Source organism: Halobellus inordinatus, from assembly GCF_024464655.1.
Classification (GTDB): Archaea; Halobacteriota; Halobacteria; order Halobacteriales; family Haloferacaceae; genus Haloquadratum; species Haloquadratum inordinatus.
The window spans coordinates 202,457-219,793 of sequence record NZ_JANHAV010000004.1; the positions used below are offsets into that span (position 1 = coordinate 202,457).

14 protein-coding genes and 1 pseudogene are annotated in these 17,337 nt (G+C 55.0%); 9 read left to right on the forward strand and 6 right to left on the reverse strand.

Features of this window, described 5'->3' with window-relative positions; translation table 11 throughout:
* The first annotated feature begins 110 nt into the window (after window positions 1-110).
* Window positions 111-1,484, forward strand: coding sequence for an ABC transporter substrate-binding protein (locus tag NO347_RS09745; RefSeq protein ID WP_256289413.1), 1,374 nt, complete (start codon window positions 111-113; stop codon window positions 1,482-1,484).
* 237 nt (window positions 1,485-1,721) lie between these two features.
* Here NO347_RS09745 and NO347_RS09750 read toward each other — a convergent pair whose 3' ends face one another.
* Entirely contained in the window at window positions 1,722-2,624 is a 903-nt protein-coding gene (locus NO347_RS09750) for a dihydrodipicolinate synthase family protein (protein ID WP_256289414.1), read from the reverse strand.
* Between the two features lie 362 nt (window positions 2,625-2,986).
* Here NO347_RS09750 and NO347_RS09755 point away from each other — a divergent pair, with 362 nt between their 5' ends.
* Window positions 2,987-4,468: an aldehyde dehydrogenase family protein gene (locus NO347_RS09755; protein ID WP_256289415.1), complete on the forward strand. Its 1,482-nt coding sequence runs from the start codon at window positions 2,987-2,989 to the stop codon at window positions 4,466-4,468.
* Window positions 4,469-4,483: 15 nt separating this feature from the next.
* Here NO347_RS09755 and gfo6 read toward each other — a convergent pair whose 3' ends face one another.
* The gene (gfo6, locus tag NO347_RS09760) at window positions 4,484-5,569 is read right to left on the reverse strand and encodes a D-xylose 1-dehydrogenase Gfo6 (protein ID WP_256289416.1); all 1,086 of its coding nucleotides are present in this window, start codon (window positions 5,567-5,569) and stop codon (window positions 4,484-4,486) included.
* 164 nt (window positions 5,570-5,733) lie between these two features.
* Between gfo6 and NO347_RS09765 the strand changes: the two genes are divergently transcribed.
* The 3 genes from NO347_RS09765 (at window position 5,734) to NO347_RS09775 (ending at window position 8,777) form a co-directional block, all read left to right on the forward strand.
* Window positions 5,734-6,183 (forward strand): universal stress protein, encoded by a 450-nt coding sequence (locus NO347_RS09765; protein ID WP_256289417.1) that lies wholly within the window; start codon window positions 5,734-5,736, stop codon window positions 6,181-6,183.
* A 330-nt stretch (window positions 6,184-6,513) separates the two neighbouring features.
* A complete protein-coding gene (locus NO347_RS09770; RefSeq protein ID WP_256289418.1) occupies window positions 6,514-7,329 on the forward strand; it encodes a DUF6544 family protein in 816 nt (271 codons plus the stop codon).
* 218 nt (window positions 7,330-7,547) lie between these two features.
* Window positions 7,548-8,777 (forward strand): RNA-guided endonuclease InsQ/TnpB family protein, encoded by a 1,230-nt coding sequence (locus tag NO347_RS09775; RefSeq protein WP_256289419.1) that lies wholly within the window; start codon window positions 7,548-7,550, stop codon window positions 8,775-8,777.
* Here NO347_RS09775 and NO347_RS09780 read toward each other — a convergent pair.
* Entirely contained in the window at window positions 8,774-9,151 is a 378-nt protein-coding gene (locus tag NO347_RS09780; protein WP_256289420.1) for a flavodoxin domain-containing protein, read from the reverse strand. The genes NO347_RS09775 and NO347_RS09780 overlap by 4 nt on opposite strands.
* Window positions 9,152-9,362: 211 nt before the next feature.
* Here NO347_RS09780 and NO347_RS09785 point away from each other — a divergent pair, with 211 nt between their 5' ends.
* The gene (locus tag NO347_RS09785; protein WP_256289421.1) at window positions 9,363-10,259 is read left to right on the forward strand and encodes a ferritin-like domain-containing protein; all 897 of its coding nucleotides are present in this window, start codon (window positions 9,363-9,365) and stop codon (window positions 10,257-10,259) included.
* Window positions 10,260-10,492: 233 nt separating this feature from the next.
* A pseudogene (locus NO347_RS09790) lies at window positions 10,493-10,867 on the forward strand (transposase); the annotation flags it as partial.
* A gap of 708 nt (window positions 10,868-11,575) precedes the next feature.
* Here NO347_RS09790 and NO347_RS09795 read toward each other — a convergent pair.
* Window positions 11,576-12,214, reverse strand: coding sequence for an IS6 family transposase (locus NO347_RS09795; RefSeq protein WP_256289422.1), 639 nt, complete (start codon window positions 12,212-12,214; stop codon window positions 11,576-11,578).
* Window positions 12,215-12,389: 175 nt separating this feature from the next.
* Here NO347_RS09795 and NO347_RS09800 point away from each other — a divergent pair, with 175 nt between their 5' ends.
* Both NO347_RS09800 and NO347_RS09805 read left to right on the forward strand, forming a co-directional pair.
* Window positions 12,390-13,376, forward strand: coding sequence for a PhnD/SsuA/transferrin family substrate-binding protein (locus NO347_RS09800; RefSeq protein ID WP_256289423.1), 987 nt, complete (start codon window positions 12,390-12,392; stop codon window positions 13,374-13,376).
* Between the two features lie 181 nt (window positions 13,377-13,557).
* A complete protein-coding gene (locus NO347_RS09805; RefSeq protein WP_256289424.1) occupies window positions 13,558-14,262 on the forward strand; it encodes a class II aldolase/adducin family protein in 705 nt (234 codons plus the stop codon).
* Between the two features lie 279 nt (window positions 14,263-14,541).
* Here the strand turns inward: NO347_RS09805 and NO347_RS09810 are convergent, their stop codons facing one another.
* Together NO347_RS09810 and NO347_RS09815 are read right to left on the reverse strand one after the other, a co-directional pair.
* A complete protein-coding gene (locus NO347_RS09810) occupies window positions 14,542-15,654 on the reverse strand; it encodes a Bug family tripartite tricarboxylate transporter substrate binding protein (RefSeq protein WP_256289425.1) in 1,113 nt (370 codons plus the stop codon).
* Window positions 15,655-15,766: 112 nt separating this feature from the next.
* On the reverse strand, window positions 15,767-17,296 hold the full coding sequence (locus tag NO347_RS09815) for a tripartite tricarboxylate transporter permease (protein ID WP_256289426.1): 1,530 nt from the start codon (window positions 17,294-17,296) through the stop codon (window positions 15,767-15,769).
* Window positions 17,297-17,337: the final 41 nt, after the last annotated feature.

Consider the following 17,337-nt stretch of genomic DNA (forward strand, 5'->3'; position numbering starts at 1 on the left):
CTGGACTGAAGTACGGGAACTCGTAGTCGACGAGTAACTCTCCCTACTCCCACAACACCTCTACTATATAACAATAATTATTAATAGGGGATGTCCCAATCGTTGGGTGTATGACACGGAAGGTCACGAACCAGCGTAGGCGAACGGTTCTCAAGACGATGGCTGGTGGCAGCATCGCGCTGCTTGCTGGCTGTAGCGGTACCAGCGACTCTGGTGGCGACGGCACTGACAGCAACACCGACTCGGATGCGACCGACCAAACCGATGGAAGTACCGAGAGCGGCGGGAGTACCGAGAGTGGCGAGTCACTGGAGATGACCTACGTCTACCCCGGCTACTTCAGCAACGACGCCCAGAGCCTCGTTCCGATGTTCGAAGAGCAGGCCTCGGGCATCACCGTCGAGTCTCAGCAGACGCCGTCTGACGCGTCCTCGACGCGTGAGTACTACGTCAATCAGTTCGTCTCCGGTTCGTCGTCGTTCGACGTCGGCAATATGGACGTCATCTGGCCCGCGGAGTTCGCCCAGAACGGCTGGGCAGCCGAAGTCAGCGATCCCGAAGGTCACACCGAGAATATGCTCCAGACGCCGATTGACTCGGTGACCGTCGACGGGACGATGTACGGAATGCCGATCCACACGGACGCGAACGCGCTGTACTACCGGACGGACCTCCTCGAGGAGCACGGCTACGACAGTCCGCCCACGACGTATATGGAACTGGTCAATATGGCGCAGGACATTATGGACCAGTCCGATAAAGACCTCAATGGCTACATCTGGCAAGGCGGTTCCAACGAGGGACTGACGATTATGTGGCTCAACTGGTTCTGGGGGATGGGCGGTGAACTCCGTCAGGACGGGAACCTCGTGGTCAACTCCCAGGAGGGTATCGATGCCCTCGCGCACGCCGTCGATCTCATCCACGAATACGGCGTCACCCCCGAGTCTATTCCGGCGTCCTCGACGGACCAGAACCGCCAGACGTTCCAACAGGGCAATACCATCTTTATGCGTAACTGGCCTTACGCGGTTGCACTGATGAACGAGGACGGGTCACCTGTCAAAGGGAAGTTCGACGTCGCACCGATGCCCAAAGCCGAGGGCAACCCTGACGCGAAGAACTCCTGTCTCGGCGGGTGGAATCTGTTCATCAACGCCAACTCGGAGAACAAAGAGGCCGCACAGCGGTTCGCGAGCTATATGTCGTCGATGGAAGCCCAAGAGAAAATGGCGCTGGAACACAGCCGTCTCCCCGTCCGCCAGGAACTGTACTCTGACGAGTACTACGAGCAGGCCTCCCAACTGGAGACGTTCGCCAAGATCGTCGATCAGACCAGCGCTCGACCGGCGACGCCACAGTATTCGACGTTCTCGGAGATCGTCTACACCAACTGCAATGCCGCTCTCGTCCAAGAGAAGACGCCCGAAGAAGCACTCAACGACGCTCAAGAAGAAATCGACAGCGAAGTCAACAACGCCTGACTGCGACGCATTCCAGCCACCACGACGAGTCCCGAGCCATCTGTATCCGGATTTTTGTCGATACTGGCGCTCCGATAGTAGCATTTGCAGTTCTTCACGTGCCCGGTTTCCCGACAGCATATGGTCTGGTGCGCAACCAGCTGCAAACACTACCACAGCCGCCGCTCGGCTCGGCGTCTAGCTGAGGGGCCATCGCCGTAGCGGTTCGTACGAGTGCGAAGAAAAGAGAGCCGCAGCCTATAGCGTCTGTTTATCGAACTGGTCCGTAATCCGCCGATATGCCGCCGTCAGCGCCGTCTGCTCCTCGTCAGTGAGTTGGGGAAGCGGCGGCAGCGGCGAGCCGATGTCGAGTCCGTCGAGTTTCACGAGGTACTTCAACGCCGCTGCTGTGGGGACATCGCTCGTAGCCCCCACGAACGGTGTGACCACGGTCTGCATCAGTCGTTGGGCTTCCACGAGATCACCGCGGTCGTAGGCCTCGTAGAGATCAGTCATCACTCGCGGAAAGACGTTCGCCGGACCGGCGATGAGGCCGTCCGTTCCGACGCCCAAGGAAGCCGTCGCCAACTGGGTCGCTCCCTGGAACACGAGGAAGTCCTCCGGCGTTTCGCTGACGGCGCGGTAGTGGTAGTTCAGGTCACCAGACGTGTCCTTGAGACCGACGATATTGTCGTGTTCGGCGAGATCTCCTACCAGATCGATTCCGATCTCGTTGCCTGTCAGCGGCGGAATGTTATACAGGAGCAGCGGAAGTGCGGACTGATCGGCGATCGTCGTGAAAAACCGTTCGAGGCCGGGTTGGGTCGTCGTCAGATAGTACGGTGAGACCACGACTGCGGCATCCGCACCCGCGTCCTCTGCAGACGAGATTTTGTCGAGTACCGCACCCACACTCGTGTCACAACAGCCGGCGAGAACGTTCGTTCTTCCGTCGGCCACTTCGGCTACCGTCTCGATGACTTGTCGGTTCTGCGCCGCCGTCAGACTCGGAAACTCACCGATCGAACTTCCCGGGAAGAGCCCGTGCACGCCCGCCTCCACGAGGCCCCGGGTAAACTTCCTGAGGGCTGTATCGTCGACCGCCCGCCGTGACCGGCGGGTAGGCGTCGCCATAGGAACCACTGTTCCTGCAAGATTCATAATTACCGTACCGAGCACCACTCAGTTATAACTTGGGATGAGGTCACACACAGCCGTACCGACTTCGATGGATTAGTTCATATTTTTCACCGGGGTCATTCGGTCGTCTTCGCAACGCGAGCAGCGCTATGTCTCCAAGACTGACCGAGAAGAACGCGTACAACCGGCTGGTTGCGAGAATCCGAACGACGGCACCCAGAACGCTTGCTATAGTAGCATTTGCAACTTATCGCCCATCCGATCGCACGACAGCGTACGGTCCGATGAGTGAAGGCTTGCAAATGCTACTGTAGTGCCGCCATCGCGGAGTTGCCTCCGAAGCCTGCGTAACACTTATAATTCTAATCTGCAACGAATCCGATATGAGCCAGCAAGTAGATACAAGTCTGGATAGACAGATGCTCGTCGGCGGCAACTGGATCGGTGCTCAGGAGCGAACCGACGTCATACACCCATACGACGGCCAACTCGTCGGGTCAGTTCCGATGGCGAGCGAGGAGACAGTCGTCGAAGCGATCGATGCAGCAGCGGAGGCCTTCCACGCCGCAGACCTCTCTGCGTACCAACGATACGAGTTGCTCTCTGAAACAGCCAGACTCGTCGAAGAGCGCGCCGACGAAATCGCTCACATCCTCACCAGCGAGCAAGGGAAACCGCTGACGGAGGCCCGTGGTGAGGTCGACCGCGCCGTCCAGACGCTCGATCTCTCGGCCGAGCAGGCCAAGCGTCTCTTCGGTGAGTTCGTCCCGATGGACGCCCAGAAAGGCTTCGCACGGGATCATTGTTTCACGCAGCGTGAACCGATGGGCGTCGTCGCAGCCATCACGCCGTTCAATTTCCCGCTGAACCTGATGGTACACAAGATCGGCCCCGCACTCGCGGCCGGCAACAGCGTCGTCGGGAAACCCGCGACGAACACGCCGTTGTCCGCCATCGCACTGTTCGAGTGCCTCGACGACGCCGCCGACGCCATCGACGCGACGGTCCCCGATGGACTGTTCAACATCGTAACCGGGTCGGGTTCAACCATCGGTGACGTGATCCTCGACCACGAGGCGATCGAAGCCATCTCGTTCACCGGCTCGACACCGGTCGGAAAGTACCTCGCGAACAACAGCGGAATGAAGGAAGTGACGCTGGAACTCGGCGGCAACGATCCCACGATCATCTGGAGCGATACGGACATCGAAGCGGCGGCCGCGCAAGTCGTCGGTGGGGCGTGCTCGAACGCCGGCCAGGTCTGCAACAGCGTCGAGCGCGTCATCGTCCCCGAGGAGATCGAAGCAGAGGCCATCGAGGCCATCGTCGAAGCGGCAGAGGCACTCTCGGTCGGCGACCCTCTCGAGCCTGGAACCGATGTTGCATCGATGGTCGACGACGAACAGTTCGAGAATCTCGTCGACCTGTTCGAAGAGAGCGTCGAGGCCGGTGCGACCGTCGAGTGCGGCGGGAACTACGGCGGCGACCTTGGCCCGCGGACCTTCGAACCCACTGTGCTCTCAGACGTGACTCCCGATATGCCCGCGGTAAAGGAGGAGACGTTCGGTCCGCTCGTCCCCGTCGTCGTCGTCGAGGACTTCGATGCCGCTATCGAGGAGGCCAACAATACGAATTACGGACTCGAAGCCGGCCTCTTCACCCAGGACATCGACCGGGCCAAGCGAGCGGCTGACGAGATCGATGCGGGCGGCGTCAACATCAACACTGTCAGTGGCTTCCGCACCGATCATATGCCGTACGGTGGATTCAAAGACTCCGGTGTCGGAAAAGAGGGAATCAAATACGCCGTCGAGCACTTCTCTCGGGAGAAACTCGTCGGATTCCATCAGGGGTTTAACGGGTAGTTTTCGCGGTCGCTGTCACTCCAAGGAGACCCAGCTACCTGACTCGGCGGCCTCGTACACGGCCTCCATCGCGCGCATATCGACGAGGCCGTGATTGCCGTCTGGGTAGATCGATTTCGACCCCCGGATACGGTCGGCAAAGTAGTCGAATTCCTCCAGCATCTGATCCACTTTTTCCACTCCAATCGTCGCTCGGCCGTCACCGCGTGACACGTGCAGCTGCCGCGTCTGATCCTGGAAGAATGCCGGTTCCACGCGCACCTGTCCTTCAGTGCCAGTGACAGTGATTCCCGACGACTGACGCGCGTTGTGACTGGCATAACACTGCGCGTACACCTCGTGTGGGAACTCGACTGTAAAAGCAACCGTCTCGTCGACCTCGTCGAAGGCGTCGTGCGTGCTCGAGGTGTTGCCCGTGACGGAAACGGGCTCTGCATCGAGCAGGAATCGGGCCGTGTTCAGCGGATAGATCCCGATGTCGAACAGCGCGCCGCCGCCAGCCAGCGCTTCGTTGAGACGCCACTGATCGGGGTTGGGATCGATCCGGTCGAGCAGCCGTTGGGACATATTTCCAGTCACCGACATCGGCTCGCCGATATAACCGTTCGCGATGAGTTCGCGAGCGCGCCGAACCGTGGGCTCAGTATGCATCCGGTACCCGATCATCAACTCGATGTTGGCTTCGGCAGCGGTCTCTCTGAGTTCGACAGCCCGTTCGCTGTCCCGTTCCATCGGCTTCTCACACAAGACGTCCTTGCCGAACTCGGCCGCCGTTTCGACGTACTCTAGGTGTAGGGCATTCGGGGTGACGATATAGACGGCGTCGTATGCATCGCGTGCTGCCCCGCCGTGGAACTCGTCGTAGGTGATTCCGAGCGCCGCGCCGTCGGTTTCGGCCGCGATACGTTCGGCCTTTGCAGACGAACTACTGACCAGTACGGAGGGCTCACACAGGTTGGATTGTTCGAGCGCAGGGAGAGCCCGACCCTTAGTGAACCACCCGAGACCGACGACGGCGAATCGAACTGGTTCGATATCTGTCGGATCGACCGTCTGCCAGTCACGCTTGCAGCTGTTCGCGAGAAGGCTGTCGAGGTCCATAGTGGCCCAACTCTTTCTGGTGTGATAAATGATTGTCCCTCGAACCTTCGAGCGCTGGAGGGGTGAAAGCCGCGCTGGGGCAGCGCTGTCGCTGCGGAGCGACCATCAAACGCTGTCGCACAGTAGTCTGCAGATTTATAGTAGTCGGCTCAGAGAGTATTTGTATGTCGTTGAACAACGTCTTACTCGCAGTCGGCCCCGGAGACAAAGACCGTATCGAGCAGATGGCACAGACGCTCGTCGATATCGCCGGGCCTTCTGATGCAACTGTCCTTCTCGCACACGTCTTTACGCAAGACGAATTCGACTCGACGCTTGAGCGAATGAATATCGAGGACAGCGCGGACGTCCCAGCCGATACTGTCGCACGTCAACACGCGACGATAAAAACGATCGCAGAGAGACTCGACGACGAGGATCTCACGTACGAGATCAAAGGTGCTATCGGATCACACGGTGACGAGATCATCCGCCTTGCGACTGAGGCCAATTCGGACCTCGTCATCGTAGGGGGACGGAAACGATCGCCCACAGGGAAGGCTGTCTTCGGATCAACGGCGCAAGAAGTGATGCTTTCGGCACCATGTCCTGTCACTTTCGTCCGCGGAGATTGATATAAACAATAAATAGTAAATTGTAGCAAACATCTAATTCCCTCTTTATGAAGCTTTTCAGATCTGTTTCAGGTATTTAAGCAACTAACATAATATTTTTGTATAATTTACTAAGATGTCATTACAAGTCCGGAGGCCCTGTCCACTTAGGCCAATTTGAGGAATGAACAGGTCGTAGTGTCAGGGACAAGGCTTGCAGAACTGTGCAGCGAGCACTTCACGGCGTATATCAGAAACGGGCCAACGCCGCATTCTATGGAATGCGGGGCATCGCTGTGCATCCTATAGCGGCGTAGTGATGTTTTTGATGCAGGCGGACGATTCATAGCTATGCGCCCCGTTCGTGCACCCAAACTCCTTGGGGGTGTGACAGTCCTCGTCCTCGCGATCGTCCTCGCCGGACGCGTTCGACGCCGGCAGGTGTCTGCCCTTCGAATCGAGGACCTGCGGCGGGCGGCAGCAGTCGGACGCGAGCAGCCAGTCCCGACGAGCGAGATCAACGACCTGCCGGATCCCGTTCGCCGCTACCTGTCCAGTGCGCTCCCGACCGACCATCCGTGCATCGACTCAGTTCGGCTCGAACAGGCTGGAGAGTTGCGTCTCGGCGACGCGTCCTCACCCTGGAAGTCGTTCACTGCGACACAGCACATTACGGTCGATCCGCCGGGATTCTTCTGGAACGCGTCGATCCGTCTCGCGCCGCTCGTTTCGGTGGCCGTCCACGATCTGTATCGGGACGAAGACGGGTCTGCGAGCGTCTCCCTGTTCGGTGTCGTTCCGGTCGACGGCGCCGAGCCGAGTCCGGAGTTGAACGAGGCGGAACTGCTTCGGTATCTCGCCGAGGCGGTCTGGTATCCGACGGCGTTACTTCCGAGTGAGGGCGTCACTTGGGAACCGATCGACGACAGTACGGCGACGGCGACCATCGAACACGGGGACGTCTCTGCATCACTCGAGTTCTCGTTCAACGAGGCCGACGAAGTGACCCGAGTGTACGCCGAGGAGCGGCATCGACGAGTGGACGACGGATTCGAACCGACACCCTGGTCGGGGTACTGGTACGATTACCAGACACGGAACGGGATGCGGATCCCGATGGCGGGCGAAGTCGTCTGGCATCTTCCCGAGGGAGATCTGAACGCCTGACGAGGGCGTGTCACGGATGTCAGTTACAACGAGTGGTGACCGGGAGCGATCGGTATTCTCGACTGACGGGAATTTCATCCAAAATACAAGGCGGATACCCCGAGGCTTGACCTCGGGGAGGAAACCGACACTACCCTTCACAAACCACGCCCGATGGCAAGACTGACTCCCCAATTTCAATATGTATCTTTAAGTATCTCTACCATTTCTAATGAAGTATGGCGGTTGTTCGGAACATCCAAGTAAAACTCGACGTTCCCCAAGAGGACTCTAAAGTTCTCGATGAGACGTTCGATCAGTTCCGACAGGCGGCGCAACACGTCGCTGACCACGGATGGGACGACAACCCCCACAACATCACGGACACCAAGAACACGCTCCACAAAGAGACGTACTCTGACGTTCGTGACGAACTCTCCCTACAATCCAGCCTCGTTCAATCAGCCCGTAATCTTGCGGCCACCGCACTCGGGAACTGCAAAGACCGCAAGTTCGATGGCGAGAAAGCCAGTAAGCCCGAGTTCCGAGGGAGCGTCGTCGTGTACAACGGCCGAACCATTACGTACAACGACGACCACGTTTCCCTCGCTACGACCGACAAGCGCGTGACCGCTGAATACGTCACACCGGTCAACGAGGAAGGAACGCCGTTTGAGCACTACTGGACTGACGAATGGGAGAAAGCCGAAGCAACGCTCCACAAGCGTGATGGCACGTACTACCTTCACGTCGCTGTGAAGAAAGACGTTGAACCTGATTCTGATTCTTGCGACGAACAATCCGAGAACGGAGTGGTTCTCGGTGTGGATTTGAACGTGGATGGGTACGTCGCCGTCACCAGCACGGGAGCGTTCTTCGGTAACGCAGACTCCCTCAATCACCGACGCAACGAGTACGAGCGTCGGCGTGGCAACCTACAACAGACAGGCACTCGGTCAGCGCACCTCACCATCAAAAGCATCGGGTCACGCTTCGCCCGGTGGAGCGCCGACTACCTCCACCGTATCTCCAAAGCAATCGTTCAAGAGGCTGTGAAGAACGACTGTACGGCGATTGCGTTCGAGAACTTGAAGCATATCAGGAAGCGCATCTCGAATGCCAGTAAGTTTCAGCAGTGGGCATTCAAAGAACTCCAACGTCACGTTGAATACAAGGCTGAAGAATACGGTATCGCCGTGGATGACGTGAATCCCGCGTACACGAGTCAACGGTGCAGTCACAGCGAGTGCGGGTTCACGCACGAAGATAACCGCGACGGTGACGATTTCGAGTGTCTGAAGTGCGGGAAGCAGTTGCACAGCGATTACAACGCCGCTCGAAATATCGGGTGGCGTCTTATCCAGCACTGGCTCAAGTCTGGTGCTGGACGAGCCACGAGTCAACTGGCTCTGAAGTCAGGGACGTTGAACGCGAACGGTCGATTCCGACCTACCGAGTTACTCGGTTAGAGCGGGAGTCCACTGACAAGCCTCGGGGCTTGACCCCGAGGCAGTTGACCCACGTACTGTGCGGCTTCGGCTTGCTGTTCTGGTTCGTCGACTGCAGAAGATAACGATAGTTGAAAGAATCCTGTGGGTCGCACGTTCAGAATCTCGTTGTTCGAATCGACGAACTCGCGGACAGCTTCGTGATGTTTCCCGATGTGGATCGAGGACCCGACGAGGATTGCATCGAACGTCTCAATGTCCAAGTCGGCCGGAAGTGATTCGACGTCGACCGTCGTCACATCGTGTCCACGCCCCAGCAGCGTGTCTTCGATCCGGGCGGCGACCTTCGCGGTCTGTCCCTCACCCGTCCCAAACAGTACGAGAATTGATGCCATACCCTCGGATTCGTCTCCTATCGAGTAAAAAGTATGACTCGATTCAGACGAGATAGCCGCTATCAACGCTCCGTTACCTCACTCCATTTTGTTACACGGCAGCCAATAGATTGGTGTTACTTTACTTCAGTCAATCATACCGTGCGATGGAGAGCACATAACAATCCCCGAGTGAGCCAACGATGAGAGCGTTGGGCGATCCAACGAACTAATGACAGGACCAACAGACCCAGATACGCGTGCAGAAGAGATCGTATCCTCACTTACCGATCGCGCTGAGGAACGTGAACGTTCCCGTCGGAGCTTCCTGAGTCGATCCGTGCTCGCCGGTGGGACGCTGCTGGCGCTTGGTGGTGGCGTCGGGACCGTCCTTGCACAGGACAGCGATGACGAAAGCGAAATGAATAGCGGAGGAATGGCGGCCTACGACGACGTCGAGGGCACCGACATAGACGTCCTCAATTACGCCCTGTCGCTGGAACATCTCGAGAACGCCTTCTACCGGACTGCTCTCGAAATGTTCGACGAAAGCGCCTTCGCCGAAGCAGAGATGCTGCAGGATCACAGCGAAGTGTACAGTAGAATCGAAACGATCAGTCAACAGGAGGCGTCCCACGTAGAACTCCTCACTCAGGCGGTCGAACTCCTGGGCGGAACTCCCACTGAAGAGGCTAGTTACGACTTCGGGTTCGAGACTGTCTCCGAATTCCTCGAGCTCGCGCAAGTAATCGAGAATACTGGTGTCGCAGCCTACGCCGGGGCAGCCCCCTTTGTCGAGAGTCCGGATCTGCTGTCGGCCGCACTTTCGATCCATAGCGTGGAGGCACGCCACGCCGCACTGTTGAATCAATACAACGGAGCGTCGCCGTTCCCAGATACCTACGATCCAGCACAGTCACAGGAGGACGTCCTGAACGCCGTCAGTGGATTCATCGATTCTGGTGACGACGAGACGCCGACGCCGGGCGATGGCGACGGCACGACGACGCCTGATGATGGAACGACGACACCAGACGGCAACGAGACGATGACTCCCGATGGTAACGAAACAATAACACCCGACGGAAACGGGACGATGACGCCGAATGGAGGAAACGAAACACCCTAACAGGCAGGAGGTCCCACTCACGTACTTTCCTCTTTGTCGGAGGTACCAGCACAGTTCGAGACCACCTTTCAATTTTTTGAGGATCGTATTTGGAAAATAGACAACGCTACTGGTCATATTTTTGTCTTTTTGGACGAGTCAGTCAATTCTACTTGAACTACGGTCTGAGCCAAGTGGTCTAGGTGTCACTCCTCGCTTTCTTCGACTTCTTCGCCCTGCGCTCTCGTTCGTAGATGCTTGGAGATAGCGCCTACGACATTCTCGATTGCCACGACCACCTGCTGGCCGCAGGGGTCGTGCCAATCGCTCCGTACAATCCGCGAAACACTGACGACCCGAAAGATAACGAATACAGGGTCGAAGACCGGATCGAGGAACACAGCGAAGACGTTCAGCTGAAACAATCCATCTTGGAGGAGACGTACAACCACCGAACAGGTGTTGAACAGACCAACGACGCGGTCAAGGACTACGGCCTCGGGCACGTTCGCGGCCGACGCGTCGACGCACGAACAGAAGTATTCGTTGCGCTCTGCCTACGACTTGTCGTCGCAATCACCAACTACGAACGAGGATACGATCCCGGTCGAGAGAAACTCACTCTATGAGACCGACTCTTTGACACGCTCTATCCTGTATCTACCTATTCGCTCTCTACCTGGCTCTGTTCGCAGAGTTCTCAGAATCGACGGAAGCAGTATTATGTTGATTACCGACTGACAATAATTTCACCTGCTTGAATTGTATGATAATTAATACAAAAAGAAGCAGTCTAGGATTCGTCGAGTTACTTTGGGATGGCGCTGACAGACAGGTCAGCGATTCCTTCGCGACAGACCTAAAAGACTGTTGTGATCGGGAACGGACAGCGAATGCCCCGAGTTCTGGTGACAGCGCAGCTGACAAGACGGCTGTTCGGACCAAGGGCAGTAGCCTTGTCTATATTGCGCAATGTATCTCGGTTGAAAATCACTGCACAGTATCGACATCACTGAGCAAAAGATTTCGACTCAGCGGCTATATTTACCAATTAGCATAGTAATAGAAGCACGGAATACCAGGTGGCGGAATTTGGGTATAGGGACACTTATACGACTTTCTTCTCGATAAGGGTCAACTTGTTACCTGAACTGCTACGGCAGAAACGTCATCAAAAGTAATACTACACACTCCAGAATGAGACTTGACTTGATCTATCTCTCGTGAGCGAGTGGACGAACTGCCGTCGCCTGGTAAATTGCACTGTTCGTGTACTATTACCGACCCAAATCAAATTATATCCATATATAATTCTTTGTCCCGATACGCTGGTCGTGTTAACTTTGGCATCGATTCCACCAGACAGCGAGGGCTTGGAGCCACGATTCTGCTGTCGTCGGCTCCACGTGACTGAACGTATTTGAAAACGAAGAGGTTCGTCGTTTTATCTCATGAAATAGACGTTCGACAGCATTCCGATTGCCATAGCGTTCATATCTGCAATCGAGGCCGTGTCGATCGAGGGCAGTTTGGAGCCACTGAGCATCGTCGACGAGAAACACGGCGGTTTCGACATCGTGTTTCTCGCGTAATTCGCTCAGAAAGATCTCAGTGAGGCCGGTTGTATACGTGCTAAAGAGCCGAATATGAAGGAATCTGTTTGTTTCAGGATCGATGGCGGCATACAGCCAGTATTGCTGATCATTGATTCGAATCACGGTTTCGTCAAGTGCAACGTGATTCGGGCTCGCACCGCCGTCGGGCTGTAGATCGGCCTTCTGCACCCAGTTGTGGACGGCCGTTCGAGAGCGTTCGACACCCAACCTTTCAAGAATCGAGATGGTATTCGAAAGTGATAGTCTTGCCACGTGCATCTGAATACCGAGCCGCATCGCGAACTCGGGTGTCCGCTGACGCTCCACAAAATCTAATTCGATCCAGTCGCTACCATCGCTGAGGCGTGTGATTTCTGGCATAGAGCACTACGAAATCACCACGCCTCACTCTTCACCCTTAACTTGACACGACCGATACGCTGAAGCAGAGCCGTTGCAATATAGAATTGAGCCTTTGTGGTGCAGCTACTGGAAACGGATTGGATTGTGTATACCCCAATATATAAATTTGAGTTATACGTTGGTCCTCCCATCTATGACAGTTGAAAACATTTCGTTGGCGTGTAATCTAACTGATAGAACACGGGCAATATATGAAGGACAGGTGCGTCCAACAGGAGTCGATTTGAACTTCCTCCCATATAGCGTTGAAGAGGTGTTCTTCCGGATGCTGCGGTATGAGGAATTCGACGCCGCAGAAATGTCGATGTCGTCTTATATGATGACTGTTGACCGTGAGAACCCAGACTTGATCGCGATCCCTGTTTTTCCTTCTCGGTTCTTCCGACACTCTTGTATTTTTGTGAATACTAATGCAGGGATTGAGGGACCTGCTGATCTCCGTGGCAAGAAGGTCGGTGTGCCTGAATACCAGATGACTTCCCCACTCTGGATTCGGGGGATGCTCCAACACGAGTATGGGGTCAGCCCAGAAGAGATGCATTGGTACCATGGAGGAGAAGAAGAAGGAGGGCGTGAAGAAAAACTCTCTGTTGATCTACCTCCTGACGTCGACCTTTCGTCTATTGAACCAGACGAGACACTGAGTGCGATGCTTGGACGGGGAGATCTTGATGCCCTGCTTACTGCCCGGACACCTTCTTCTTACTCAACCTCTTCTGTTGAACGACTCTGGCAGGACTACCGTTCAGTAGAACGTGACTACTACAAGCGGACGGGCTTCTTCCCAATTATGCATACTATCGTTCTCCGTGGTGACGTCTACCGGGAAAATCCTTGGCTTGCACAGGAACTCACCAAGGTATTCACTGAGGCCAAAAAAGTAGGGCTCGATCGTCTGCGTGACACAAGCGCTCTTCAGACGTCTCTTCCCTGGCAGACTTACGAACTTGAGTCAACTGTTGATCTTATGGGTGATGATTATTGGCCCTACGGTGTTGATGCTAACCGCAGTACACTGGAGGCAATGACGCAGTACTCCTACGAACAAGGACTCACAAATCGAAAGCTCTCAGTCGAAGAGTTATTCGCACCAGAAACTGTAAGCGAATTCAAGGTTTAAGTACGGTATATATTCGACGCTCGGCACACTCCCGCTATCTGTAGTCGATATCTTCTATACGCTTTGTCAGTATCTTGTACACGGCTGGCGTCACCTTATACAGCACAATTATTTTGTTGAGGTACACTTTGCGTGGATGTTCACCCGAATATTGATAACACATTCTGTATATCTTTTTGTTGTGCAGGACCTTGAGAAGTCAAGACAGCAACTCGTAACAGCAAATCGAATACTTGCAAATGAAGGTATCATTCAAGGCTTTGGTCACGTTAGTGTTCGTCATCCAGACGGCGACAAGATGCTGATCTCTCGTTCACTCAGTCCCGGCCTCGTAACAGAAGACGATCTTATGACGATGACATTCGACGGGGAGATCGTTGAAAACGTAGATGCTAGCCCGTACCTGGAGACGGTGATTCATCGTGCAATCTACCGAAACCGTGACGATGTCGGAGCCGTTGTGCATCACCACGCCCCTCAGCTTATGCCGTTTGTCGCGTCGGATACAGAGATCAAGCCAGCCTTCCATATGGCAGCCTTATTCCACGAGGGTGTCCCAACCTTTTCAGACTATGACTTAGATTACGGTCGACTCATCGCTACGGAAGAAGAAGGGGAACGGATGGCCGAGGTGCTCGGAGAAAAGCGAGGGCAACTACTCGCCAACCACGGGGCGAACGTCACTGGCTCCAATATAAAGGAGGCTATTCTCGCGACAAAATATCTAGTGATGAATGCTCAGTACCAATTCCAGGCAGAACAACTAGGTGGCACAACGTACTTTGATGGCCCAGAAGAGGCACTTGAGAACACAATCGATGATGCCATCTTGGCACAGATATCGGTCGACCGTATGTGGTCATTCCTGAGTGACCGACTGCCGTAGTTCGTCCCTCTTCTGCGGTCGTATTTTTCAAGAATAGGAAAAATTGTACTCCGAAATACATTCGATGATCGCTGGTACAACTGAAAAATTTCGTAGCGTGTTCAACCGGCCACTTGGCCAGCCACACGTCGTCGTGCGCTCGGGTGCGTGAAGACGTGAACGCGCTACTATATGGTTAAAGATTGACCACACGCATCGTTTGCTAGGCGACAGGCTTCCGATCATTCAGGCAGAGACGATGGAATAGGAGAGCTCTCTCGCCTCGCTGGCCGCTCAGTCTTAGAATACGCCCTGAATGATACCCTTCATTGGCGAACTGCCGAAGGTCTCGAACTGTTCGCCCATAACCTCGCTCACTTGATCTGCAGAGCCTGGATTCACGATTGGTCGTCCTTTTTCGCTGGTCTCTTGGAGGAATTCTTCGTCTTGAATAATTTTCGAGAAAGCATTACGCTGGATCTCGAGGATCTCTTCGGGAACACCCGGAGGACCAGTGAAGAACCGTCGGAACCTAGTTAGGCGAGCGTATTGTTCCATATTTTCAATGTCAAGATCACCCGAGTACTGCTTTGGGACGCCGTGGTAGATAGAGTCCTCGCCAACGGGATCCGAGAACATAATTGTCATTTCTGAATTAAGCGCTTTGACGACCTTCAATCCGGATGTTGCAGGACCGACGAGGAATACGTCAGCCTCTCCACGTTCGAGTCCGGACAGAGCCTCTCCGGTCCCTCCGTAATGAACGAAGTTGACGTCCTCTTCCGCCCAGGCACCGGTGAGTTCACCGAGAAGCACCACACCGGTATGTGAGATGGCTCCAACACCTTGGGTCGCGAAATTAAGCTCGTCGATACGGTTGACAAAGTCATCCCACCCTGAGATACCTGCGGACTCCATCGAGATCAAACTGTTTGGTGACTGAGTGACCGCACCAATATGACTCATCTCTTGAAGCTGATATCCAACGTTACGGCCAATTTGTTGGGTGACCCCTTGGTAGGCATCCCAAATCATCAGGGTGTGCCCGTCTGGGTCAGCATTGTATGTCTCCGTTGTCCCTTTCACACCACCGCCTCCAACAACGTTCTTCACCGTAACCGTAACGTCATTCGGAAGATGCTTCTCTAAGTATGGAGCGGTGAGGCGAGCGTAGGCGTCGAATCCACCACCAGTAGCATACGGAACAATAATCTCAACCTCCTCAGTTGGGTAGTCAACCGAGGACTCCGTTTCGTCGCCCTCGCCATTCCCAGTATCACCAGTAGTCTCACTTGCTGCAGTATCGTTACTTCCTCCATTGGAGCTAGAACAGCCTGCCAACCCGAGCGTAGCCGCTGTTCCAATGGATGCGATAATCTCTCGCCGATTAATTACGGTTTTTCTGCGCACCATAGTTAGCCAACTCAGATTCAACATACATAAAGTTAATGCTCTATTATCAAAGATACGACCTAATATTCAATGGTTCAACAGATTCTCACGGCAGACGACGGTGTTTCCTCCCTCAGGTCTTTTGTCGCATTGATCCGAGTGCCTGACGGAGGGGAATAAGAAGTGCGACGACAATGACCAAGATCAAGACGAGCGATAGCGGTGTGAAGAGCACGCCGAAATCGCCTTGAGAGATCTGGAGTGACCGGTGGAAATTCTGCTCTGCCATTGGTCCTAGGACGAGTGCAATAACGAGAGCAATGCGCGAAATGTTGAATTTGAGCATCGCGAAGCCGAAAACTCCAAAGAAGCCTGCAAGCAGGACGTCAGCAAAATTACCGCGGATCACGAATGACCCGAGAAGTCCAATCACGATCACGATCGGTGCCAGCGTCGAGATGGAAATCTTGGTCAGTTTCGCGAGAGGATTGATACTAACGAGTCCAATGAGTGATGTGAGAAGATTTGAGATGACTAACGCGAACACAATAATGAAGACTAACTGGAGGTTTTCCTGGAAGAGGAGTGGACCGGGTGTAACGCCGTGAAGGATAAACGCGCCGAGAAGAACCGCCGTTGATGCAGAACCCGGCACACCCAGCCCGAGTGTTGGGAGCATAGATCCCCCATCCTTCGCGTCATTCGCGGCCTCACTAGCGATAACTCCTTTCACGTTTCCTTCGCCAAACGACTCCTGATCGCTCGAGGTCTGTTTCGCTTGCAGATACGCCACAAAATTAGCAACGGTACCACCCACTCCGGGGATGACGCCAATGCCCCATCCCAGGACTGCACTCCGGAGGAAGAGGAACCAATTTTCGAGAACCGATTTAACCCCATCAAGCCGGCCACCGCTGACAACTTCAGCCTCTGCAATCGAACTCCCCTGACTGGCGAGCCGGATCATCTCTGCGAGTGCAAACAAACCGATGATTGCTGGGATAAGCTGAATGCCAGAGAGCAGATACGAAGAGCCCCAAGTGAATCTAGCGGTTCCAGTGACCGGATTGAGGCCGTGAAAAGCGAGCATCAGTCCAAATCCACCAGCAATGAGATCGGTAAGGACTGACCCCGTCGTTGCTACAGCAATCACTGTCAAGCCGAGGAGCGCAAGCCAAAACAGTTCTGGAGAGCCGAACGCTAGCGTAACTGGGCGGATAAATGGGACGGCAGCAACAAGCAGCACAAGTCCTAGAAGAGCTCCGCTAGCAGAGGATACCGCACTTGCGGCAATGGCCTCCCCTGCTCTTCCTTGACGAGCCATTGGGTAACCATCCAAGAGTGTCGCGGCGTTTGGCGCAGAGCCGGGCGTGTTTAGCAAGATTGCTGTTACAGAGCCGCCGAAGTTTGTACCACCAAGTGCCGCTGCGAGAATCATAATCGCGACGTTCGGCTCCATATCGAACGTGATTGGAATCAGCAGCGCAAGAGTAATTGCACCACCGAGTCCTGGGATTACGCCCATCACGACACCGAGGAGCGTCGCTAGGACAATGAACCCAATATGTAGCGGGTCAGCAATCACCCCCATAGCTATTTGGATCGCTTCGTTGAACGTGCCGGCGCTTGACTGGAGCAGTGTCATAATCGGGATCTCGAACATTAATGTCGTGTCCTTAGCTGAGCGGTTGTAGTTTTAGTAGT